Annotated in this window: 17 protein-coding genes, 1 other RNA gene, 2 pseudogenes and 1 other annotated feature; of the genes and pseudogenes, 16 read left to right on the top strand and 4 right to left on the bottom strand. The window is 27.1% G+C overall.

Features of this window, described 5'->3' with window-relative positions; genetic code table 11:
* The first annotated feature begins 95 nt into the window (after window positions 1–95).
* Both NG904_RS00095 and trpS read left to right on the top strand, forming a co-directional pair.
* Window positions 96–686, top strand: coding sequence for an ECF transporter S component (locus NG904_RS00095; protein WP_252228957.1), 591 nt, complete (start codon window positions 96–98; stop codon window positions 684–686).
* A gap of 324 nt (window positions 687–1,010) precedes the next feature.
* Window positions 1,011–1,289: a binding site (T-box leader), on the top strand.
* A 52-nt stretch (window positions 1,290–1,341) separates the two neighbouring features.
* On the top strand, window positions 1,342–2,361 hold the full coding sequence (gene trpS / locus NG904_RS00090) for a tryptophan--tRNA ligase (protein WP_252228955.1): 1,020 nt from the start codon (window positions 1,342–1,344) through the stop codon (window positions 2,359–2,361).
* Between the two features lie 127 nt (window positions 2,362–2,488).
* Here the strand turns inward: trpS and NG904_RS00085 are convergent, their stop codons facing one another.
* Window positions 2,489–3,412 carry a DUF5692 family protein gene (locus NG904_RS00085; protein WP_252226991.1) on the bottom strand — a complete coding sequence of 308 codons (924 nt, stop codon included), beginning with the start codon at window positions 3,410–3,412 and terminating at the stop codon, window positions 2,489–2,491.
* 270 nt (window positions 3,413–3,682) lie between these two features.
* Here NG904_RS00085 and NG904_RS00080 point away from each other — a divergent pair, with 270 nt between their 5' ends.
* A complete protein-coding gene (locus tag NG904_RS00080; RefSeq protein WP_252228953.1) occupies window positions 3,683–4,273 on the top strand; it encodes a DUF2238 domain-containing protein in 591 nt (196 codons plus the stop codon).
* A gap of 276 nt (window positions 4,274–4,549) precedes the next feature.
* Entirely contained in the window at window positions 4,550–13,774 is a 9,225-nt protein-coding gene (locus NG904_RS00075) for a glycoside hydrolase family 94 protein (protein ID WP_252228951.1), read from the top strand.
* A 588-nt stretch (window positions 13,775–14,362) separates the two neighbouring features.
* On the opposite strand, the gene NG904_RS17190 is transcribed toward NG904_RS00075, so the two are convergent.
* Window positions 14,363–14,488, bottom strand: a complete 126-nt coding sequence (locus tag NG904_RS17190) for a hypothetical protein (protein ID WP_286674249.1) — start codon at window positions 14,486–14,488, stop codon at window positions 14,363–14,365.
* Between the two features lie 499 nt (window positions 14,489–14,987).
* Between NG904_RS17190 and NG904_RS00070 the strand changes: the two genes are divergently transcribed.
* Window positions 14,988–15,548: a hydrolase gene (locus tag NG904_RS00070; RefSeq protein WP_252228949.1), complete on the top strand. Its 561-nt coding sequence runs from the start codon at window positions 14,988–14,990 to the stop codon at window positions 15,546–15,548.
* 212 nt (window positions 15,549–15,760) lie between these two features.
* Here NG904_RS00070 and NG904_RS00065 read toward each other — a convergent pair whose 3' ends face one another.
* The gene (locus NG904_RS00065; RefSeq protein ID WP_252228947.1) at window positions 15,761–16,150 is read right to left on the bottom strand and encodes a hypothetical protein; all 390 of its coding nucleotides are present in this window, start codon (window positions 16,148–16,150) and stop codon (window positions 15,761–15,763) included.
* Between the two features lie 286 nt (window positions 16,151–16,436).
* Between NG904_RS00065 and NG904_RS00060 the strand changes: the two are divergent.
* From NG904_RS00060 to NG904_RS00025, 8 genes and pseudogenes are all read left to right on the top strand, one after another.
* Window positions 16,437–16,910 (top strand): annotated as a pseudogene (locus NG904_RS00060) (ATP-binding cassette domain-containing protein); the annotation flags it as partial.
* A gap of 800 nt (window positions 16,911–17,710) precedes the next feature.
* On the top strand, window positions 17,711–18,034 hold the full coding sequence (locus tag NG904_RS00055; protein ID WP_252228945.1) for a PadR family transcriptional regulator: 324 nt from the start codon (window positions 17,711–17,713) through the stop codon (window positions 18,032–18,034).
* On the top strand, window positions 18,027–18,629 hold the full coding sequence (locus NG904_RS00050; protein ID WP_252212132.1) for a DUF1700 domain-containing protein: 603 nt from the start codon (window positions 18,027–18,029) through the stop codon (window positions 18,627–18,629). The genes NG904_RS00055 and NG904_RS00050 overlap by 8 nt, the downstream gene beginning before the upstream one ends.
* A complete protein-coding gene (locus NG904_RS00045) occupies window positions 18,629–19,432 on the top strand; it encodes a DUF4097 family beta strand repeat-containing protein (RefSeq protein WP_252228943.1) in 804 nt (267 codons plus the stop codon). Before NG904_RS00050 ends, NG904_RS00045 begins: the two co-directional genes overlap by 1 nt.
* A 48-nt stretch (window positions 19,433–19,480) precedes the next feature.
* Window positions 19,481–20,058 (top strand): annotated as a pseudogene (locus NG904_RS00040) (DUF6179 domain-containing protein); the annotation flags it as partial.
* Window positions 20,059–20,100: 42 nt separating this feature from the next.
* The gene (locus NG904_RS00035) at window positions 20,101–21,096 is read left to right on the top strand and encodes a Gfo/Idh/MocA family protein (RefSeq protein ID WP_252228941.1); all 996 of its coding nucleotides are present in this window, start codon (window positions 20,101–20,103) and stop codon (window positions 21,094–21,096) included.
* A 109-nt stretch (window positions 21,097–21,205) separates the two neighbouring features.
* The gene (locus NG904_RS00030; protein WP_252228939.1) at window positions 21,206–21,427 is read left to right on the top strand and encodes a hypothetical protein; all 222 of its coding nucleotides are present in this window, start codon (window positions 21,206–21,208) and stop codon (window positions 21,425–21,427) included.
* A 91-nt stretch (window positions 21,428–21,518) separates the two neighbouring features.
* Entirely contained in the window at window positions 21,519–22,262 is a 744-nt protein-coding gene (locus NG904_RS00025; protein WP_252212134.1) for a hypothetical protein, read from the top strand.
* Between the two features lie 81 nt (window positions 22,263–22,343).
* Here the strand turns inward: NG904_RS00025 and ssrS are convergent.
* Window positions 22,344–22,534: non-coding RNA, 6S RNA (ssrS, locus tag NG904_RS00020), on the bottom strand.
* Between the two features lie 308 nt (window positions 22,535–22,842).
* Here ssrS and NG904_RS00015 point away from each other — a divergent pair.
* The 3 genes from NG904_RS00015 to NG904_RS00005 all read left to right on the top strand — a co-directional run.
* Window positions 22,843–23,523, top strand: coding sequence for an SIMPL domain-containing protein (locus NG904_RS00015; RefSeq protein ID WP_252228937.1), 681 nt, complete (start codon window positions 22,843–22,845; stop codon window positions 23,521–23,523).
* A gap of 310 nt (window positions 23,524–23,833) precedes the next feature.
* Entirely contained in the window at window positions 23,834–24,325 is a 492-nt protein-coding gene (locus tag NG904_RS00010) for a sigma-70 family RNA polymerase sigma factor (RefSeq protein ID WP_252228935.1), read from the top strand.
* Between the two features lies 1 nt (window position 24,326).
* The coding region (locus tag NG904_RS00005) for a hypothetical protein (protein WP_502801447.1) at window positions 24,327–24,519 on the top strand (193 nt) is incomplete at its 3' end.

Raw genomic sequence — 24,519 nt, 5'->3', positions numbered from 1 at the left:
TTGTATCCATACAATTGCAATAAATCTCTTTGAGTAATATAATTATTTTGCAGTATTTTGAAAGTAAGATATAAATTACAAGGGGGGATAATTATATGGAAAATAAGAATAAAAAGATTATGAAACTAATACAAACAGCTATACTTGCAGCATTATGTTTTGTATCATTTACATTTCTTCAAATTAAAATTCCAGTACCAGGGGGAGATGCTACTTCATTGCATATAGGAAATGCTTTTTGTGTACTTGCAGCATTACTTCTTGGCGGATGGTATGGTGGATTTGCAGGAGCTATTGGAATGACAATAGCAGATATACTTGATCCTGTATATATTTTAGGTGCACCAAAAACTTTTGTATTAAAATTTTGTATAGGTTTAATAACAGGAGTTATAGCACATAGATATGCAAAAATTGATAGTAGCAGTGATAAAAAATATATATTTAAATGGAGTACAATTTCTGCAATTTGTGGTTTAGCATTTAATGTTGTATTTGATCCTATAGTTGGATATTTTTATAAACAATATATATTAGGTCAACCTCAACAAATGGCCTCTGTTTTAGCAAAACTAAGTGCAGTGACTACATTTATTAATGCAGTAGTATCTGTGGTTTTAGTTAGTTTTATATATAATGCAATAAGACCAATTTTAATAAAGTCAGGATTACTATTAAATGATTAAAGCATTAATTAATAAAAAAAGTAGTAACTTGTATTTATAGTACGAGTTACTACTAAATTTTATTGGCGTGTTTTAATAGAATAATAAGTATTATATAATGTAATAAATTAAAGAAAGGCAGAGGTAGTTTCAACAATGAGAATATAATTTACACTTTTATTTATTAAGTATAACAAAGAACTTTTAACTAAAAAAATAGTCTATATATTAGGACTTTTTTTGTTGTACTAGCGGTTTATCACTATAATAAAGAATAGGGATGTACTTGAAGTAGATATCATTGACAATTTAGAAAAATAAAATTATAATAGTAAAAAATATATTAATAATCTGATGAAGAGGAAGAGTAATTAGATTAAGCTTCAATAAAGAGAGCTAGGGACGGTGAAATCCTAGTAAGAAGAGATTTAATGAATGGGCCTCAGAGGAATAAAGAGAAATCATAGTTAGAGAGTATCGGAATGGTGTGCTGCACCTTATAGCAGATAGAGTATGTTAGTACTTGATTTTGAGTGGTGTAATTATAAAAAATTAGGGTTTGCTTACAATTATTTTTTATTACACAATTTAGGTGGCAACACGGATATTATCTCCGTCCTATTAATTTAGGACGGAGTTTTTTTGTTTAATAAAATTAAATCAAGGAGTGAGTTTTATGAAAAAAGAAATAATTTTAACAGGAGATAGACCAACAGGAAAATTGCATATTGGACATTATGTAGGGTCTTTAATGAATAGAGTTCAGTTACAAAATTGTGGTTTGTATAATAACTATATAATGATAGCAGATCAGCAAGCATTAACCGATAATGCTCGAAATCCAGAAAAAATCAGGAAAAGTTTAATAGAGGTTGCATTAGATTATTTGGCAATTGGAATAGATCCATCAAAATCTACAATTTTTATTCAATCTCAAATCCCAGAGCTTAATGAATTAACTATGCATTATTTAAATTTAGTTACAGTTTCAAGGTTAGAAAGAAATCCAACAGTTAAAAGTGAAATTAAAGAAAAAGATTTTAATGTAAGTATTCCAACTGGATTTCTTATTTATCCTGTAAGTCAAGCAGCAGATATTACAGCTTTTAAGGCAGATGTTGTTCCAGTTGGAGAAGATCAACTTCCTATGATTGAGCAAACTAGAGAAATAGTAAGAAGTTTTAACTCAATTTATAAAAAAGATATATTAATAGAGCCAAGAGCAGTACTTCCAAAGGAGGGATTAGGAAGATTACCAGGAATTGATGGGAAGAATAAAATGAGTAAGTCATTAAATAATGCAATATATCTATCAGATGAACCAGATATAATAAAAAACAAGATTATGTCTATGTATACAGATCCAAATCATATTAAGGTAGAGGATCCAGGTGAAGTAAATAATAATACTGTTTTTACATATTTAGATGCATTTTGTGATGATAAGATTAAGTTAGAAGAGATGAAAGAGCATTATAAGAGAGGTGGTTTAGGTGATATAAAAGTAAAGAAGTATTTAAATGAAATACTTCAAGCAGAACTTGAACCAATAAGAAATAAAAGAAAAGAATTTAAAAGAGATATAGCATATGTATATGATGTTTTAAAAAATGGAAGTGATAATGCCAGAAATGTAGCAGCAAATACTCTTTCAGAAGTTAGAGAAGCAATAGGAATAGAATATTTTAAATGTTAGAGATTTCAGATTTTAAATGAAAAATCAATAAAAAGAGTATAGACAGAATTATTTAAAAAAATCTAAATAAATATTTAATGAGGTGGCTGTATCAAATTTATTTTAATACAGCCACCTCATTATAGTATTATTCAGATAAGGATTTAATTTCTTTGTAGCTATTAAGATCTGTATAAAGTTCTCCCTTTATAGGATTACGTTTTGTTTTCTTAATCTTATAAATATAGTATACAAATACTGCTATATTTGATAATAATGCTGCTAAGCTTACGATAAATAAAGCAGTTGTGTTATGTGATGATCTAACTGCAAATTGAGATTCATCAATGAAACTAGGACATGTCATTGCAAACATGCACCACAATGCAAGTGTTTGTGCACGATGTTGTAACCAAGCACCTTTCTTTATAAAGAAAGCGGCAATTGTAGGAGCAAAAAGTAATGCTATACCACAGTACCATGCATGGTTAGGTAGGCAATTATATGTGTATGCAAAGTTCCAAATATCATATGCTATAATCCAAAACCAAAGCATATCAGGCCATAACATATCTTTGCTCTTATCCTTACTGATACATATTCCAAACCAACCTGTAATTGTTATGATATTTAAGATACCAGCAATCCCATTCATAACATTCCAAGAACCGCTTACAGTAACCATTCCCTCAAACACTTCTTTATTAAGATGTAGTCCGTAAATTTGAAAATCACGTGCTACTGCTTCACAAATATTGATTGCTAAAATTAATGGTGGGAAACATAAAGCCCACTTTTTGCTACTAGCACCTTTTATATGTCTAATTAGAAAGAAACCAATACATCCTGCTAGTGATGAATATACTTTAGCATAATGAAACCAATCATTTACGCTTGTCCCTTTAGTAGTTTTGGGCCATACAACAAAAGTAAGAAATAATGGTAAGATAATGAAAAGCAATAGTCCACCCCATTTAAACCTACGGCCTAATTCATTAAGTACAATTAACATTAGAAATACTGTTAATAGCATAAGCCAATTCGAAAAAGGCTGTGCTTCAAAAAAAAACATAATTAATCCCCCTTAGTAAAAATACAATTGTTATAGTGTTTTTAACTAATTTTGTTATTATTTACTAATATTAATATACACATCTATATAATGCTTTATAACTAAATTTAAAATTTTTTAAAATATTAGAGTTAATGTTTATTTCAACTAATTCCTTTATTTTTGTATTTATATTTTTTACGTAAAAGGAAAAGATATAAATAATTAATTTTATATGCAATTATATTTGTTTTTTAGAAATAAAAATATCTCGAAAGGAATAGATTTTTAATGAATAATAGAAATAGTAAGCTAACTATTAGAATAGCAGTATTGTTTGAAATAATTTTAGTGATTTCTGCTGTTTTTAGTATTATATCAAAACAATGGGAGAGTTTAGCTTTGTTACTCTTAGCTATTATATGTATTATACTTCCTTTTATAATTACCAATATTGCTAATAGAAAGAATATAGTGCTACCTTCTAGCTTTCAATTAGTATGGATATTATTTATTTTACTTACATTATACTTTGGAGAATTTAAGAAATTTTATATTACATTTTGGTGGTGGGATTTATTTGTTCATGCTATATATGGTAGTTATGCAGTTATTATAGCATTGAATTTAATTCAAGGAATTATTACAAAGAATAAACAAACAAATAAACAACGATTTACTATTTTTATCTTAATATTTGCATTTAGTTTTTCAATTGCTTTAGGTACTATATGGGAAATATTTGAGTTTGCAGGAGATTATCTATTTAAAACAACTATGATAAAGGGGGGCCTTGAAGACACGCTATCAGATCTCATTGTAAAAGTTTTATCTGCCTTTATTACATCTATAATATGTTATTATAATGAATCGAGGAACTAAAAATAGTGGTTTTTAGACCTAATATTATTGGTAATAGAGTTTTAGCTGTTAAAGGAATCATCTATTATTTTTTTAATAAACTTAAAAGCTAATGCTTAACAATAAGTATTGACTTAAAATTTTTAATTATTATATCCAAAATATCGATACGCTAATTTTGGCTAGTTCTTTCTTTGCTTATTTTAAAATTTAAGAATTTTTTTTGTAGTTTTGGTAAAAATAACTTCATTGAGAACTATGTTTAAGTCATATTTAATTAAGAAGGGAGTTTTTTACTTGAAGAAAAACAATTCTTATGGATTAAGAAGGAATGTTTTAAGAGAGCTTAACCAAGGATTTTCTTGTATTCATGAAAATTTTAAGTATTTTAGAAAGTTATCCAAAGGAAGAAATAAAGTTCTTGGAGCATCTGAGTGGCTTCTTGATAATATATATTTAATTGAAAAAGAATATAAGGCAATTAAGAAGGAAATGCCTATTGATTATTTTAAGTTATTACCGTCCATGACAGAATTTATTGATGATATAGATCATAAGGGAACGCATGAAATTAATAATACATTTAAAAGTAAGAACTTTGATGAGAAAAGAGATTTTGAAAAGAAAAATTATGAAAATTATAATGAATCTGAAAATGAACTTCCACGTATTTTTGTAGTTGCAAAGAATTATGTAAATTTAGGTGGAGATATTGATGGTGAGAGCTTTATTAAATATATTAATAAAATTCAAGAAGAAAATTTAGGTGTGGATTTAGAGTGTAATAATATAAGTGAAAAATTGTTTAGTAAAACAGATAATAGTGGTATTAATATAGATGGACCCAAGGAAGCTATTAATATTGTAAATAAAGATATGGCTTTTACTATTGGTGAACTTTGGGCTTTTCCACTTATGCTTAAAACAGCAATAATAATAAATTTATCACAATATACTAATGAGCTTGTTGATATTCAAAAGGAAATTTTACAGGGAAAAATTGTTGCTGATAGGGTTGTAGATGCTATAAGCAACAATAACCTTAATGAGGAACTTGAAAATATTAATGCTAAAGTTAGTCCGTTATTTTTAAGAGAATTTTTTAGAATTTTAAGGGATAATTCTATAGAAAATAAGAGTATTTATAATTTTGTAAGGCTTAAATGGGGAATAGATGAAGATCTTAATAATTATACTACTAGGAGTGACTTAAGAGAGGAATTTTTAGAAAGATATATTGGGAATTATATAACTTCAATTAGAAAAATTGAGAATATAAGTTGGAGAAATTTCTTTGAAAATACATCCTTAGTAGATAGGATTCTAAGAGAAGATCCAGTGGATGCTTATGGAAGTATGGATTTTGAATCTAAGGATTATTACAGGCATAAGCTTGAAAGTATAGCCAGAATAACTAATAAAAATGAACTTAAAGTAGCACATAATGCATTACAACTTTCAATAAAAAACAAAAATGAGAACAAGGAATCTTATAAGTGTCATGTTGGATATTACTTAATTGATAATGGTATAAGTGAATTGGATGGATACTATAATAATTTAAATCATGCAATTTCTGAAGGTGCATATTTAGCAATAAATATTTTGGGGACATTTCTTATAAGTGCACTTTTTTTATTTATAAGTAGCTTGGGTGGCGTAAAGTATACTAAGGCTGAGTACCTAATTTTATTTTTAGTCAGTATAATTCCTATAAATGAAATTATAATTGGACTTATTAATTGGATTGTAAGTAAAACCGTACAGATTAGATTAGTACCTAAGATGGATTTTAGTAAAGGAATTCCAGATGATTGCAAGACAGTAGTAGTCATTCCTGCAATTGTAAATTGCAAAGAAAAGGTTAAATCTCTTATGGAAAAATTGGAAGTTGCTTATTGTGGAAATAAGGACAAAAACATTTATTTTGCATTACTTAGTGACTTTGCGGATTCAAATTTTCAGGTTGAAGAGAATGATAAGGAAATAATTAAATGTGGAATTGAATGTGCAAGAAAGTTAAATAATAAATATTCTAAAGATAATTACCTAAATAATAATGAAGCAAAATTTTTCTTTTTTAGTAGAGAGAGAATTTATAATAAAAAGCAAAATGTTTTCATGGGAAGAGAAAGAAAACGTGGAAAGCTTATGGAATTTATGGCTCTCATCAGAGGAAAAACAAATCATACTTATAATGTTCTAAGTTCAGAAATAAAAATACTTAAGGATGTTAAATATTTAATTACTTTAGATGAAGATACATTTATGCCAAGAGAAAGCACTTTTAAACTTATAGGTGCCATGAGCCATGTACTTAATGTACCCTATGTTAATGATAATGAAGTTTTAAGAGGATATGGTGTTATGCAACCTAAGGTTAGCATAAGTTTAGAATCTAAAAATCAAACATATTTCTCAAATATTTTTGGTGGAGAAGGAGGCGTAGATGGTTATTCAGTAGCTTATTCTGATACATATCAGGATTTGTTTGGTCAAGGATCTTTTACAGGCAAGGGAATAATTAATATAGATGAATTTTATAATATACTAAATACTTCAATAAAAGATGATAGAATTTTGAGTCATGATCTTTTAGAAGGAGCTCTTGCAAGATGTGCCTTAGTTAGTCAGGTGGAATTCATAGATGGATATCCAGCTTTTTATGAGAGTAGTTGTAGAAGATTGCATAGATGGGTTAGGGGGGATTGGCAACTTATAGGTTGGTTATTTTCTAAAAAAATAAGTTCTCTTAACAAGTGGAAAATATTTGATAATTTAAGAAGAAGCCTTTTAGCACCTAATTTATTAATAGCATTGATTCTTTCTTTGACTATTTTAAATGGAAGAAGTCAGATTGCATTACTCTGCTTTTTAGCACTTATGAATTCTTTAGTGTTTACAGTTACAGATTTTGTTGTTACCCCTAAAAATAAACTTATGGGGACATTTAAAAGTTTTCAGCAAATACTTTTAATATTTACATTTATTCCATATCAAGCATTTTTAATGATGGATGCAATAATAAGAACATTATTTAGACTATGTATATCTAAAAGAAATCTTTTAGAGTGGCAATCTTCTGATTCTGTAGAAAAAAAATATAGTAATACTTTTAAATCATATTTAAAAAGAATGTGGATTGCTCCAATAATGGGATTATTAGTATTATATTTATCTATCTATAATCCTATTGGGGTTATTGTTTATAGCGTAATTGTTGCTGCACTTTGGATAGTAAGTCCATATGTAGCTTATTGTATAAGTAGAAAAATTTCTAAAAATAAAATGACTTTAGATGATGAAGAAATTGTTTATTTAAGGAAAATATCAAGAAGAATATATGCTTATTATGAGGATTTTGTTAATGAAGAAAATAATTATTTAGCACCAGATAATTATCAAGAAAAACCTTTTAAAGGAATTGCTCATAGAACATCTCCAACTAATATAGGTATGGGGCTTGTTTCAAATGTAGTGGCTTATGACTTAGGATATATAACAATTATGGAGTTTATTGATAAAACAGAGATGATATTAAATAGCATGAAAGATCTACAAATGGTTCATGGACATTATCTAAATTGGTATGATACAAAAACTAAAGCTCCACTATGGCCAAGATATGTATCAACTGTTGATAGCGGAAATCTTTTGGGAGATTTGTGGGTGCTGAAACAAGCTATGGAGGAATTAAAGGATAAAGAAGTTATAAGAATAAATGAACTTATGTCATTAAAAGATATCTATAATATAATTGAAAAAGATGAAGCTTCAATTGAAGCTATATTTGGTTCAAATATTAGTATTGGTGAATATAAAGATGCTTTAAATAAGATATTAGTTGAAATTCAACAACTTACACAATGTGAGGAAAGTAATAGTGACAATAAAAATAAAGCTTACTTACAAGGAAAAGAGAACGAAGAAAGTAAATATTGGATAGATAAGTTTTTTGACGAGGCTAATAGAAAGCTTAAACATTATAATTACATATTTAATGGATTAGAAAAATTATATAGTAAAGAATTTTTTGAAGGAGTTCCTAGTATTAGAGACTTAATTGATAGGTGTGAAGAATATAAGAATGAATTTGGTGATAATTTTAATAATACATTTGAGGTAAAGATTGATAATTTCAAAATATATAGTAGAAAAATAGATAATATAATTAAAGATATTAATATGATTTCAGAAAAGATGGATTTTAAATTTCTTTATGATAAAACTAGACAATTATTTTTTATTGGTTATAACGTAGAGGAAGATTCACTTGGAAATTCTTACTATGATTTATTGGCATCAGAATCAAGAATAGCATCATTTGTTGCTATAGCGAAAAATGATGTTCCTATATCTCATTGGTTTAAATTAGGTAGATCTATGACAAATGCTTTTCACACTCATTCTCTTGTATCTTGGAGTGGGACTATGTTTGAATATTTTATGCCTTCTTTAATAATGAAAAGTTATCCTAAAACTTTGCTTAGCAAAACATATAAATCTGTAATAAAAGCCCAAAAAAGTTTTTCGAAGCAGAAGAAAACACCTTGGGGAATATCAGAATGTGCATTTTATAAATTTGATGTAGATGAAAATTATCAATATAAAGCTTTTGGAATTCCAGGCATTGGACTAAAGAGAGGTCTTGAAGATGAAATTGTAATATCACCTTACTCAACCTTGATGACATTGCCATTTTCTAAGAACAGTGGGATTAAAAATCTTAGAAAATTAGAGGAAATAGGTTGTCTTGGAATATATGGATTTATTGAAGCTATAGATTACACTAAGGCAAGAGAAGATAAATATGTTATAAAAAATGCAATGGACAATAATAATAAGGATAATCGTTTAATTGATAGTGATACAAAAAACTTAAATAATGAACAAATAGTTGATAGTGTATATAGTGATGGTATAAAGCCTAATAGAATTATGACATATATGGTACATCATTTGGGAATGTCTTTGATGGCTCTTGATAATGTACTTCTTAATGATATTTTAGTTAATAGATTTCATAGTTTGCCAGAGGTTAAGGCAACAGAGCTTTTATTAAAAGAAAAGATTCCTAATAATGTAACCTTTGAGAGAAATGAAGATTTTTCTATAAAGAATACGTATTTTGAAGGAGAAAACTTGATTCCAAGGAAATTTAAAGGAGCAAATCAAGATAATCCTGAAGTTTTATTGTTATCTAATGGCCAATATTCGTCAATGATAACTGTAGCTGGAAGTGGTTATTCTAAGAAGAATGATATGATGCTTTATAGATGGAAAGGAAACACCACAAGCGATGATAGTGGTATGTTTTTTTACATAAAAAACTTAAATTCTAATGATTATTGGAGTTCAACTTTTGAGCCATGTAAGAATCATGGAGATAAATATGTTACTGAATTTAATTTAGATAAGGCTAAGTTTAATAGAAAGGATGGAAATATCGAAACTCAAATGGAAGTTGTTGTTTCTCCAGATGAGAATTTTGAAGTTAGAAAAATCACTTTAAATAATTTAAGTGATAAGGGAAGAAGCCTTGAAATAACAAGTTATATGGAAGTGACATTGACCACATTTAGTGCAGATGCAGTACATCCAACTTTCTCTAATTTATTTGTTCAAACAGAATATGATAATAATGAAGATGTGCTTATAGGAAGTAGAAGAGGTAGAGTTAAAGGAGCAAAAGTTCCTTACATATTTCATAAAGTTATAGTAAATGGAGAATTAGAAGGAAACATAAGTTATGAAACTTCTAGAATTAATTTTATAGGAAGAAATAGAGAACTTAAATTTCCCTTGGCTATGGATAATGACAAATCATTAGATAATACTGTTGGAACAGTTTTAGATCCAATAATGAGTATTAGAGCTAGGATAAGATTAGAAGGAAATTCAAAAAAAGAGATTTATTTTATAACAGGAACAACAGACTCTAAAGAATCTGCTATTGATATATGTAAACAAAATAAAGAAGTTGTTAATTTGGAGAAGATTTTTGAAGGCTATAGTATAAGAACACAACTTGAACTTAAGAATTTAGGTATAAGAAGTGCTCAAGCAAATATATTCCAAAGTTTAGCTTCATATATATTCTTTTTGCACAGTGGCAGAAAGGATAGAGAAGAATATATAAAAAATATTTCAAAGTATCAAAAAGATTTATGGTCTTATGGAATTTCAGGTGATTTACCTATTGTATTTTTAACTATTGAAAATACAGATGATATTAATCTAGTAGGTAATATGTTGAATTTACATTATTATCTTAAACTTAAAGGGGTAAAATTAGATTTAATTATATACAATAATGAAGAGATTTCTTATGATGAACCACTTCAAAAGAATATAATGCAATTAATAAGTACATCAAATGAAAGTAATTCTTTAAACACACCAGGAGGAATATTCGTTCACAATAAAGCTACTATGGATGCAAAGGTTAAAGATTTAATAATAGGAATTGCTAGGCTGTATGTTGATTCAAAGAAGGGGTCAATTTTAGAACAAATTACGAAAATTGAAGAGCTTAAAGTCAATAATAGTAATGAATTTTCAAGATATAAGGAATCTGTTGATGAAGAAAGTTATAAACGTAATTACAATAACATATTATATGATAATCATGAAGAAAACTCTATGCCACAAGGCAAGAACAATTTGTTAGAAAAAAGACCTAACAAGGTAGAAACTAAGAATTTAGAAGAGGAAGCTAAGCCTCTAAATATCAACTATAAATTAGAGGTTGCAGATGAAGTAATACCAAATCTAGATGATAATATAACAGAATATAAAGAATATGATCATGATATAGACTTTTTAGAAAAACAGGATTTAATTCACGGAGTAAAGGTAGCAGGAAAAGAAGATGGCATAGGAAAGTCCATGAATAAGGAAGAATTAAATATAGAGAAATTTGATAAAGATTTTAATATGCAAGATTTAGATTTCTTTAATGGATATGGTGGTTTTAGTAAGCTTGATAATAGTTATTTGATAAAACTTTCTAACTTGAAAAATACGCCAGCACCTTGGATTAATGTCATCTCTAATGATGATTTTGGATTTCATATATCTGAGAGTGGTTCGTCTTATACATGGTGTGGGAATTCTAGAGAAAATAAGATAACACCTTGGAGTAATGATTATATTAGGGATCCATTAGGAGAAGCACTCTATATTAGAGATGATTATTCTTATAATTATTTTTCCATAACACCAAAACCAGTTAGAGATTCAGGAGATTACTTCATAAAACATAGTTTTGGATATTCTGAATTTAGTCATACTGCTTATGATTTAAAAGGAAAATTAGAAGTATTTGCGCCTAAAAAAGAGAAGATAAAAATTCAGAAAGTAACTTTAGAAAATTTAAGTGAAAATGATAGAGAAATTTCTTTATTTTATTATGCAAAGCTTGTAATGGGTGTTTATGAGTATGATAGTGCTAGATATGTCTCAACATATATTCATGGAGAATTTGAAGAAAATAGTAATATAAATGTAGAACGTGAGGAATCTAATAGTGCTAGCTATGTATATCACAGTGGATTTATTAGAGGATTCAATCCTTACAGTGAGTATTTTGGAAAATTTAATTCTTATTTAACTATTTTAGGAGGAGAGAATTTAAGCTTTACTGGAGATAGTAAAGAATTTATAGGAATTAATGGAGAAGTTTCTTCACCAAAAGCCTTAGATAATGAGAATTTATCAAATCGATGTGGAGGAATTTATGATCCTTGTTTAGCGGCTACTACAAAGATTAAACTTAAAAAAGGTGAAAAGAAAGAGCTTTTAATTTTATTTGGTGAGGAAGAAAAAGAAAACATAGAAAAAGTTATTGAAAAATATGAAGTTAAAGGAAATGCAGATATAGAATTAGAAAAGGTTAAAGAATATTGGAAAAATTTCCTAGGAAATATACAAGTTAAAACTCCAGATAAATCTTTTAATTACCTTTTAAATGGATGGCTTTTATATCAAACTTTAAGCTGTAGATATTTAAGTAGAAGTGCATTTTATCAAAGTGGTGGAGCATATGGATTTAGAGATCAACTTCAAGATTCTATGGCACTTGGAGTTGTTGATCCAGAAATACCAAAGGCTCAAATATTACGTAGTGCTTCAAGGCAGTATGTAGAAGGAGATGTGCAACATTGGTGGCATCCAGTTGTAAATTCAGGTATAAGGACTAGATTTAGTGATGATTTATTATGGCTTCCTTATGTTACTGCTGAATATATTAATTCAACTGGAGATTATGAAATTTTACAAGAAACTGCACCTTATCTTGAAGATGAGCCTTTAAGAGATGGTGAAGATGAGAGATATACAATAGTCAACCAATCTTCAAAGGAAGGAACAATATATGAACACTGTTTAAGGGCTATAGAAAAAGCTCTAAAGTTTGGAGTACACAACATTCCATTAATGGGTAGTGGCGATTGGAACGATGGTATGAGCACTGTTGGGAATAAGGGAAAAGGAGAAAGTGTATGGCTTGGTTGGTTCTTGTACTCTATTTTAGAAAGCTTTATTAAAATTTCACAGGTTAAAGAGGATGAAGAAACTAAAGCTTATTATGAAGAACGAAAAGAATTTATAAGAGAGAATTTAGAAAAAAATGCTTGGGATGGTGGCTGGTATAGAAGAGCATATTTTGATGATGGCACTCCACTTGGAAGCCGTGAAAATCCTGAATGCCAAATTGATTCTTTAGCACAAAGCTGGGCCATAATTTCAGGTGCTACGAAAATTAAATCTAATTATAACTCTAATGAATATTATGTAGATACAGTAGAAAAACACAGTGAAAGAGCACTTGAAGCAATGGAAGCTGTTGATAAAAATCTAGTGAAAAAGGATAAAGGATTGATACTTTTATTAGCACCACCATTTAGTGATTCATATCTTGAACCAGGATATATAAAAGGGTATGTACCAGGAGTAAGAGAAAACGGAGGTCAATATACTCATGCAGCCGCTTGGGTAATATTAGCTTTGACTAAGCTTGGATTAGGTGATAAAGCTACAAAATACTACAATATGATTAATCCAATAAATCATACAAAGACGGAGCTTGAATGTAGTATCTACAAGTTAGAACCTTATGTAATGGCTGCAGATGTGTACATAAAAGAGCCCCACGGAGGAAGAGGTGGATGGAGCTGGTATACTGGAGCTTCAGGCTGGATGTATAGAGTTGGTATTGAGGATATTTTAGGCCTAAAAAGGGTTGAAGATAAAGGTTATAAGGTAAATCCATGTATACCAAAGTCATGGAACGAATTTGAAATAAAAATTCAAAATGAGAAAGAAGATTATGCTATAAAAGTAATAAGAGATTATGATATAGATAAAGGGAAAAACTTAAATAATTTAGTTAATTCACAAGTTACAAGTAATTCAAATCAAATTAAAGATGATAAACCTAAGATAATTATAAATGGAGAAAAGATTGACGGAAACATAATACCAAGAAATTTAGGTAAGATTAATGTAGTTGTATACATATAATTTATGGAAATAAGGAAGATATAAACCATTGGCAGAACTAAGAGGAGATGTCACAAAATGATTGAATTTTAATCAAGAGTATAGTTTCTTCTTAGTTTTAGATAAAATTGTTAACAAAATCAAATCGTAATAAAATGTATCAAAAATGAGAAAAATAGTTTTATATGAAATGGTAATTAAATAAAAATACTTAACAAGATATTTTTATAATGTATACAATGATATAGAATGGTCTATACTGATTAAAGATGATATAATAAGCTATTTTTATAATGAATTTAATGAAGACAGAAAAAGGGTAATTTTAAAAATTAATAGTATGAATTTTAATGTGGGAATTTGTATATTATAAATAATAGACTTATAAAAATATGAGATTTAAAAAATGTTTGTATAATAAGTAACATATAAGGTATAATTTAGGTATATTATATAGATATGTAATAAATTTATATAGATTAAAACTTTGGCTGAGATAGTTCCAATTAAGGAACCATCTCAAGATGCAATTAATATTTTTATTTGGTTAAGATCTTTGTATAGTTTTTCTTGGGAGAGATGCACTATATAAAGGTCTTTTTGTTATATTCAAAGATATTTAAGTAGTACAATAACAATTCCAAATAAAAATATAAGAATACCAAAGAACCTTTCATTTTCTTTTGCAATAAAAATCTCAAACCAACTATTTCCTTTATGTTCTTTGATCTTCATATACATTTCCTCTCTTTCTAGTCCAATATAATCTATATAAAACTGAAATATTCTACCTTAACAATTGTTATTAAACTATGTAAGGACTATTACATAAGATTTATAGTTAAGAATACGGATATATTTCAGTAAATAGACATATAAAAGGAGAAATAAGAAAATAAAGAGGTTTTTATTTATGGGAATCTATTTTTTATTTACGCAAATACATTCAAATATAATTTTTAACTTTAAGCTAACAATTATAGAATATTGATTATATTTATATTTCCCTTTAATTTGAATATTTTGGTTTTAATTCCTCTCCCTATTACTATTGTAACATAGTTTTATTAGGAGATATATGGTAAAATTAAAGTCTATAAAAAATAAAATATTATGTAAATAATATTTTTAACTAAAATTTTTATTGGGGATGTATAGTTGTTATGAAATTAGATTTAATAGTTATTAGAATAAGATGTTTACTATGACTTAAGAGTTCTAAGAAGAAAGGAATTTGCTTACTGAGTACAATAAAGAAGTATTTCATATTCAACCTGCTTTAACAGTTGAAGGTACTATGCATTATTTTGCAGAAAAATTAGGATATGTAGATGAAGCAGACTTTTGGTCTATAGTGGGGTTACTTCATGATTTGGATTTTGAAATGTATCCAGAACAACATTGTAGCAAAACTCAAGAAATTATGAGAGAATACGGTGTTGATGAGAGATTAATAAGAGCAGCAGCTAGTCATGGATACGGACTTTGCTCAGAAGAACAACCTAAACCGAAGCATGAGATGGAAAATGTATTATTTGCAGTGGATGAACTTACAGGATTAATTGGTGCAGCTGCAAGAATGCGTCCATCTAAGAGCGTTATGGATATGGAACTTTCAAGTCTTAAGAAAAAGTTTAAGGATAAGAAGTTCGCGGCTGGATGTTCACGTGATGTAATTAAACAAGGTGCAGATATGCTTGGTTGGGAATTAGATAAATTATTTGAAGAAACAATTCTAGCTATGCGTTCCTGTGAAGAATATATTAATAATCAAATGGAAATCTATAATAATTAGTGAATACATATCTGACTTCATGGCAGTTAAAAACTAAATAATTTCCAAAATTAATTCTAAGAAAAAAATAATAGAAAACCACCAAATTCTAGTATTAAATTAATTTGTAACAACAAATTTACTAGAAAAGATGGCTTATTTAAGGCTTTAATCTAGTTTGTTTGATAAAAAACAGGTCGCCTCAAAATTAAGGCGACCCTTTTTATTTTATCTTACCAATTTATAGATATAAACCCATTAATAAGGTTAATTCCCCCTCTTCTAGGTGAATAAGCTTTTACTTGAAGAGATATATTATCTTCAGAGTTAGGACATTGGTTTTCATCTGCTGAAAATGGCATAATAAATGAATTATAAGTTGGTTTTGAATTTATACTTAATAATTGTGTTACCATTTCCTGTTTTAATCTTACAATTATATCAAAAGTTGTACCATCTTCAAGAGAAACTGTACGAACTACTTCAGTATCACCATCTCTATTTAAAGAAAGTGTGTTTTTAGGAATAATCCAATCAGCTAATGATTCTATAGCATATTTAACACCAACTTCCCCTAATTGAATTACCAAGTTTTTTAATTGAATAACAAATGCATCTTCCATATTAATCTTTAGTTCCCCCACTAATTATAGAATTAGTAACTATTATTTATATTATATTATATGATTTTATACTTAAAGTGTTACTATTCAATAATTATGGAAAAATATTATAAAGTTAGATATAACGCTGTTTAGATAATGGATTTTAGTAAAATATATTAAAAAAATATTTTTATGTCTACTATAAAGAAAAATTTACTTCTCTTCAATAAGGTGAGCTAGTTAATAGCATTATATATAATTTCCCAAAGGAAACTATATTTTATTAACATTAATGAGGTGTTTATTGATTTTTGACACACTAGCTGCTGAATCTCAGAGAATGCTGAATGATACCTATTCTTCCTATATTCAACGATTGTTGACACACTATGGCAGGCCTAATGTTGAGAAGATTAATCATCTTCCTGTGTCTATTATTATAGATCAAAAGAAAATAGGCGGAAATGTACGCTCAACAGTTGGAACAGTTACTGATATTTATACTTTGTTACGTCTTTTATTTTCGAGAATAGGAAAACATTTTGTTGGTTATTCAATGAACTTTTCTTTCAATAATACAAATGGTATGTGTTCCTATTGTCAAGGCTTAGGAGTAGTTAAAGATATTGATATTCATAAGTTAATCAATTTTGATAAAAGTTTAAATGAAGGTGCTATTCAATTTCCTACATTTAAACCAGGTGGATGGCGATTAAGTCGTTACACCGAATCTGGTTACTTTCTTGACTGGGAAAAGATTGTTAGAATATACTCAAAGATAATATATTAATAAAATATATATTGTACCTGTAAAATAGTTATTAAAAGATAGAGTTTAATATTTATTCTACATATGTATTAAATAAGTTGTTATTTTTATCTATATTTATCATATAAGAATGAACTTTTTCGTTAATATAAGATAAATCTTGATTCGTTAAAATACTACATGTTTTAGAGTAAGACATTTCTTTTATAATATAATTTGAATCATTATATATATTTAACATTAAAGTGATTAATTATAAATAAATCATCTAAAGTACTGCCAATTAAAATTCCTGCTTTCATAAAGAGATATGTAATAAAAGCCCACCTAGCCCAGTTAAAGCCATGTTGTACACAAAGCCACAATATTACATCAAGTATGATATTAAAAATTCCAATGAGAAAAAAAGCAAAGTTATTTTTTAGTATAGGAAGTAACACATAAATTAGTACATCAATTGAAATTAAAAGAATAAATAGTGAAATAAAATAATATGTTAATTTTAGTTTATTATTAATATCTTTCATGATTGTATCTTACCTTTCATAAGTTAATCTCTTTGAAACAAATAGGATATGTATACTAATAAAAATTTATGGCTTTGGGCTAGATAAGTAGTCTATCTCTTTTTCTATTTTAATTTTCAAAATAGAAGATATTCATACATAAAGTACATTGTGGATACTTTATCCAAATAAGTTAAAATATATTGACATATAATATTATACGACGTATAGTATTGAATATAGGGTATATTATACGTTGTATAATATATAAGAAAATATAGTATAGATATAGGAGGTAAAGGAATGGCTTTTCAATTAGGAGCAGCTTTACTTGATGCTTGTGTGTTAGCAGTTCTTTCAAGGGGAGATACTTATGGATATGTTCTTACTCAACAAGTACGATCCATAATGAATATATCAGAATCAACACTTTATCCAGTGCTCAGAAGATTACAAAAAAATGAATGTCTAACAACATATGATCAAGCTTTTCAAGGAAGAAATAGAAGATACTACAAGATAACGGAAAAAGGAAAAACTATGCTTAGTCAGTATCTTAATGAGTGGGAGGAATATAAAGAGAATGTTGATAAAGTTCTTTTAGGGGGGATATTAGGAGATGAATAAAGAAATTTTTATTCAAGAGTTAAGAAAAAAATTAAAGAGATTACCAAAGGAAGAAATAGAAAATGCAATAGGGTATTATGTAGAATACTTTGAAGATGCAGGAGTAGATAATGGTCAAGATATTTTAAAAGAATTGGATTCTCCTTCAGTTATCGCATCACAGTTGTTATCAGAGTATGCATTTAAAAATGATGAGATAACTATTACTAAACCTAAAAGAAGTATTTCTTCAATATGGTTTATTGTATTAGCAATATTAGCTGCACCACTAGCATTACCATTAGCATTCACACTTATAATACTAGTAGTAACTATGATTATAGTTGCAGGAGCTATTATTTTTACATTTATAGTTACGACAATTGCATTGATAGTAGCAGGAGTTGTTACTAGTTTTGCAGGCTTTGCAGTTATTACTCAAGGTTTTTCAACAGCCATTATGTTTATTGGAATTGGATTGGTATTAATTGGAGTGGGATTATTAGTGTTAGTGTTGAGTTCAAGATTAGTACCGAAAATATTTAAAGGAATTGCAACATTAGCTAGAAAATTATTAAATAGAGTTAAGAAATCAAATAAGAAGGAGGAGCTATAATGGTAAGAACAAAGAAGAAATTGTTAATATGTTCAATATGTATGATTGGAGTAGGATTAATCCTTGCTGTAATAGGCTTCTCAATGGGAGGAAAGTTTGGAATTATAAGGGATAAATCAGGATATAAGATTTTGGACAAAGAAGATGGAATTGTAAAAATTGAGGCGTCATCTGATTTTAAAAGTATAGAGATTAATTCAACTGTAGATAAAATAGATATAATAAAATCATATAAGTATGGAATTGAAATTGAATATAATAGCAATGAAAATGATGTTAATTATTCAATTAAAGATGGAAAGCTAGTAATACAGGGAAATAAGTCACAAGATACATTCAATAATATAAGTTTTGGTATAGGCAACACACATATACCTAGTTATATTAAGGTATATGTTCCTGATGCGGCTGATTTAGATACTATAAATGTGAAATCAAGTAATACAAAGATCACTATGGATAGTATTAAGGCTAATGAAATTTCTATAAATTGTAGTTATGGAGAAATAAAGTCAAATAATCTTATAGCTAATGGACTAAAAATAGCATCAAATAATTCAGATATTGATTTAGATGGAGAATTTAAAGGGGTTACTAGTATATCATCACATTATGGAGATATAAATCTTAGAACTAATATATCTAAAGAACTATATAATTATAGTATTTCATGTGATTATGGTGATATAAATATAGATGGAGATAAATTTACAAATAAGGTTGAGAAGAATGGTAATAATAATGCTCAGCATAGTATAGATATTACTAGTAATAATGGTGATATAAATGTAAATTTTAAGTAATAGATATGAAATGATTAATTTATAACAATGTATGAATATATTTTATTAAAAGTTGCGATGAATATTGATAATATATTTGAACTAGTATTGATTAATTCATTAGGTTTAATCATTTGTGGTAAATCTTTAAAGAACCTTAATATTAATAGCATAGATAGGGAGCAGATAAAAAATAAGTTAGGCAAATTATCTTTAGAAGAATTACAAAGAGCGTTATTAAAATATACAAACAGATGTTGTGAAATTTTAGATATTAGAAATAATGCATTAGTAAATTACATTAGAAAGTCTACATTGAAAATAACTTCATTAATAAATGAAAGCATTAAAATAGATAAATTAGAAACAGTATTCATATCCTTTAATGAGGAAAAGGGTAATGAAATAGTTGAATATACTGATGGTGAAAAAATGATAAACTCTGCATTTAAAAATTAAGTGAAGAAATACGATCATGTTCTTTAGTGAAGGACAAAATTCAATTAATTAAAAATAACATTAAGAGTCTAGAAGATTTAGTAGATATGTTAAGCGCTGATTGTTTATTCGAATATGAATATATTATGTATTTCAAAAGCTTATCCACAATGGAAATTATTATTAGATATAATAAATATTTTTATGATACTTATTTATGATTTTTAACGTGTTTTATAGGAGGAAGTAATATGAAAATTGGAGTTGTAGGAACAGGTGTAATTGTAGAAACTTTTTTACAAGCAATATCAAAAGTTGATGGAGTAGAGTGTATTGCATTATGTTCAAGAAAACTAAGTAATAGGACAGATGAACTTTATAATCAGTATAATATACAATCTATATATAATGATTATAAAGAGATGCTTGAAAATAAATTAATAGATTTTATTTACATAGCATTACCTAATAGTCTTCATTATAGTTATACATTAAAGGCTTTAGAAAATAAAAAGAATGTAATTTGTGAAAAGCCATTTACATCTACTATAAAAGAGAGTGAACATTTAATAGAGGTAGCTAAAGATAATAATCTATTTTTATTTGAAGGAATTACAACAATATATTTACCTAATTTTATTGATATTAAAAATAAACTTAAAGATTTACAAGATATAAAGTTAGTTCAATGTAATTTTTCTCAATATTCAAGTAGATATGATTCTTTTATGAATGGAGAAATACCTAATGTATTTAATCCAGAATTTTCAGGTGGAGCTTTATATGATATAAATATTTATAATTTGCATTTTGTTATAGGTCTTTTTGGAAAGCCTGTAGATGTAAGATACTTAGCTAATACTGCTTATAATGGGATTGATACATCTGGCATAGTTACATTAAAATATAAAGATTTTGTGTGCGAATGTGTTGGGGCAAAAGATACTATGAGTCCAAGTTTTGTTTATATACAAGGTAGAAACGGATATTTAAAACTAGATAGTTCAACTAATGAATGTCTTTCTTTTGAAACTTGCATAGATGGTAAAGTCAACAGTTGCAATAATCAAGAAGATTCTAATAGAATGGTATATGAGTTAAAGAATTTTAAAGAGATTTTTGATAATGATAATAAAGATATGTGTTATAAATTATTAGAGCATTCTTTAAATGTAGTTGAAACTGTAGTAAAAGCTAGAAAAGATGCAGGAATAGTATTCCCAGCAGATAATATCAACACTATTTAAAAATATAGTAGATATTAATTTTGATATAAAGATATGGTTAGATTGTACTTTTACATCATCAATAGAAAGAAGTAGTGAAGATAAAAAAGAACTATATGAAGATTATTTTATGTGGCTTCAAAGGCAACATTTTTCAATAGATAATCATAAGGGGAAGTCAGATATAATAATAAAAAATGATAAAGTGCTAGAAAATGATCCGGAAGTTTTTGTGGACTTATTAAACAACAATGAATTATTAAAAAAGATGAAATGGTTATATGAACCATCAGCATGGAAATTCAGAGAAGATGGCATTTTTGTAGAGACTGATAAAATAACAGATTTTTGACAAAGAACTCATTATGGTTTTAGAAATGATAATTCTATAGAAAAAAATTGAGGAATTAAAATAAATAAATAAAGTAGTTAGGAGAACACTTATGAAAAAATTACTATTACCACAAAGTGCAAAGGTGACACCAAAAGAAGTATTAGATGAAATTAGTAAATTTGAATATATTAATAAAAGTCCATATAGTTTAAGTTATTATAATGTACCAGGAGTTTCTTGGGATTATAAACCAGAAGGAAGTTTAAGAATATCAGATCATTGGAATTTTGTATCTCATGGAAACAAGCATTGTCTTTTAGCTGATATAGAAGAAGAAATACAAAATAACTGGATATTAGCAAAATATATAGATGGTCAATATCATATTTTAAAAGAGTTTGGGGAAAATGTTTCTGGATATAGATTTATTAAAATAAATAAAAATGAATTAGAGTTCCTTAAATATCTATATAGTAAAGGAGGTATAGTTAGTTCAAAGGAGATATATAGATTATATAGAGATAGACCTAAATTAGCCAAGGAAGGTCATACAAAGAATAAAAAATCATTATTAAAAAACATAGGTGAAGAGAGATTTAAAAAATTTAAACAAGAAAATAAAAAAACAAGAAAAGTAGTTTTTATTGAGGAAAAGAATATGAATATAATTCATAAAGTATTAACTTTATATGAAAATAGTATTGAATTTGATGAACTTTGTAAGACAGAGCAAGGAGTTAATGAATTGATTAATAAATATAAGGCTTATAAATTTAAGAGTGATGAGCTTGAATCATTTGAAGAAATATTTATTTTAGTATTAGATAATGGAATGGCTATCAATAAAAGGTAAAAAGTAGAATTAATTATTTTTTTAAATAAACTTAAAAGCCAATACTTAACAACACTAAGTATTGGCTTGAAATTTTTAATTATTATATCCAAAATACCGATACTCTAATTTTGACACCTATCCCTCGATAGGTGGGTGTCCTCACAGATGTTTCAATCACCTTTAATGCCGTAAAAGGACTCACATGAAAGTACATTTCTTCATCTAAATATTGAACTCCCAAAATTTAAATGTAGGTTCAAAATAAGAGTTGACGAATATTTCAGAAAGTACAACCACAACTATTTATAAACAGTTGTTCTTTGCTATGAGATTATAATAACATATTTAAATTTTCTGTACAAGAGATATATAATTGGTAATTTAGGAATATAAAATAAAATAACAAGTTAAAGATAGGATGTATACATTTTTTATATAAAAATATATAAAGTTATATTACAACTTGGAGACATTTAACAGAAGAAATCATATTATGAAGTAATTAGGCAGATGAAAGAAAATAACAAGTCAGATATACTAGTATACTGACTGGTTATTTTTATGGATGTGCCTCAATTCTTTTGAAAGGTCGAAAATCATGTATAAATTAAGAGATAGTGATAATTATAGCTTAAATGATTATTCAAGCACTAAATGTGATAATAAATTTAAAGTCTTTGGAACAGGTACAGTAAGTTTAAAACCAGATGGAGCGGAAGTGGTAATTGGTATTATAACAGAAAATACACAATTAGAAGTAGCACAAGAAGAAAATGCTAAGATAACTCAGCAAGTTATAGATAGTATAATGGGAATGGTAGTATTGCCTAAATATATACAGACTCAAAGTTATAATATTAGACCTAATTATGATTATATTGATGGAAAACGAGTTTTTATAGGTTATCAAGTAAGTAACTATTTAAAAATTTTTGTTAGAAATATTAGTTCTGTAGGTGAAATAATTGATACTGCAGTAAAAAATGGTGCAAATACTGTAGGTGATATTAGGTTTATTGTTTGGGATCAAACAAAGCATTATTACGAAGCATTAAACTTAGCTGTTGAAGATACTCAAAATAAGGCTAGTGTTATAGCTAATAAACTTAAAGTAAAATTAAATATTATACCAATACAAATAAATGAGCAGGATAAGGGGAATATAACTCCATTAACATTAATGAATGTTAAAGCAGTAAATGGAGCTACACCTATTGAAGCTGGAGAAAATAAAGTAACTGCAGAAATTGAAGCCGTATTTATATATACTGAGTATTAATAATTATATAATAATAATGCAGTTAAGTTAGTAAAATGGAACCTATAAAATAGACACTTAAAAAAGACTATTTTGATAGGTTCTTTTTCTCTCAATTTTATTTATAACTTAATGCAAAAAATATAAATTAAAATTTATTGTCAGATTTACTTCACATAATACGAATGGTATTGTGTAAGAATAAATTTTAAGGCATACTGACTTGTTATTTTTTGAATATGCCTAAAGGAAAGGGCGGTGAATATCTATTTCTGATATTGAGTTATTAGATTTACTTAATAGTGATTTTGAAAAAGGATTAGAAGAAATTATGGATTGTTATACACCTCTTATTTATACAATAGTATCTAATAAGATTTTAGGAATATATTCTAAAGAAGACATAGAAGAATGTGTAAGTGATGTATTTATGGAAATATTTAATAATAGAAATAGAATTGATCTTAATAAAGGTTCTATTAAGGGTTTTTTAGCAACTATAGCAAAAAGAAAAGCCATAGATATGTATAGAAGAAAAGATGCTAATAAAAGTTTATTTAGTATATCTATGGATAATGTATATTGTAGTAGTCATAGTGATGATGTTATTAATTTAGTATCTAAAAAAGAAGAGTATTCAAAATTAATAGATACAATAAAAGCTCTTGGAGAACCTGATAGTGAAATAATTATAAGAAAATATTACTTAAATCAAAGCTCAAAAGAAATTTCTAAGGATATTAATTTAAAAGTTAATACTATTGATAAAAAGGTATCAAGGTGTATAAAAAAGTTAAAAAAGATGTTAGGAGGAATTTTGTAATTTGGAAGATAGATTATCAAATATATTAGATGGTTTAAATGTTGAGGATACTACAGTTCTTTTGGAGGAAGATATTAATTTATCTATAAACTCATTTTCTAAAAGGCGTATTATGAAATCTGTAAAGAAAAAAGTTAAAAACAAAGGAAAAAATCATAATTTTATGAATGAATTTGATAGTGTAAAGTACGCTA

Origin of the sequence: Clostridium sp. ZBS15, from assembly GCF_023845705.1 — a bacterium.
Classification (GTDB): domain Bacteria; phylum Bacillota; class Clostridia; order Clostridiales; family Clostridiaceae; genus Clostridium; species Clostridium aquiflavi.
The sequence above is the reverse complement of the archived record's forward strand: the minus strand, read 5'-3'. Positions and strand labels throughout refer to the sequence as shown.

Coding starts and splice junctions, on each gene's coding strand:
- NG904_RS00085 (WP_252226991.1), bottom strand. CDS start 3,412: ATGTTTTTTTTTGAAGCACAGCCTTTTTCGAATTGGCTTATGCTATTA.
- NG904_RS00030 (WP_252228939.1), top strand. CDS start 21,206: ATGTGGCTTCAAAGGCAACATTTTTCAATAGATAATCATAAGGGGAAG.
- NG904_RS00080 (WP_252228953.1), top strand. CDS start 3,683: ATGAATAATAGAAATAGTAAGCTAACTATTAGAATAGCAGTATTGTTT.
- NG904_RS00095 (WP_252228957.1), top strand. CDS start 96: ATGGAAAATAAGAATAAAAAGATTATGAAACTAATACAAACAGCTATA.
- NG904_RS00025 (WP_252212134.1), top strand. CDS start 21,519: ATGAAAAAATTACTATTACCACAAAGTGCAAAGGTGACACCAAAAGAA.
- NG904_RS00065 (WP_252228947.1), bottom strand. CDS start 16,150: ATGGAAGATGCATTTGTTATTCAATTAAAAAACTTGGTAATTCAATTA.
- NG904_RS00055 (WP_252228945.1), top strand. CDS start 17,711: ATGGCTTTTCAATTAGGAGCAGCTTTACTTGATGCTTGTGTGTTAGCA.
- NG904_RS00010 (WP_252228935.1), top strand. CDS start 23,834: ATGGATTGTTATACACCTCTTATTTATACAATAGTATCTAATAAGATT.
- NG904_RS17190 (WP_286674249.1), bottom strand. CDS start 14,488: ATGAAGATCAAAGAACATAAAGGAAATAGTTGGTTTGAGATTTTTATT.
- NG904_RS00045 (WP_252228943.1), top strand. CDS start 18,629: ATGGTAAGAACAAAGAAGAAATTGTTAATATGTTCAATATGTATGATT.
- NG904_RS00015 (WP_252228937.1), top strand. CDS start 22,843: ATGTATAAATTAAGAGATAGTGATAATTATAGCTTAAATGATTATTCA.
- NG904_RS00035 (WP_252228941.1), top strand. CDS start 20,101: ATGAAAATTGGAGTTGTAGGAACAGGTGTAATTGTAGAAACTTTTTTA.
- NG904_RS00050 (WP_252212132.1), top strand. CDS start 18,027: ATGAATAAAGAAATTTTTATTCAAGAGTTAAGAAAAAAATTAAAGAGA.
- trpS (WP_252228955.1), top strand. CDS start 1,342: ATGAAAAAAGAAATAATTTTAACAGGAGATAGACCAACAGGAAAATTG.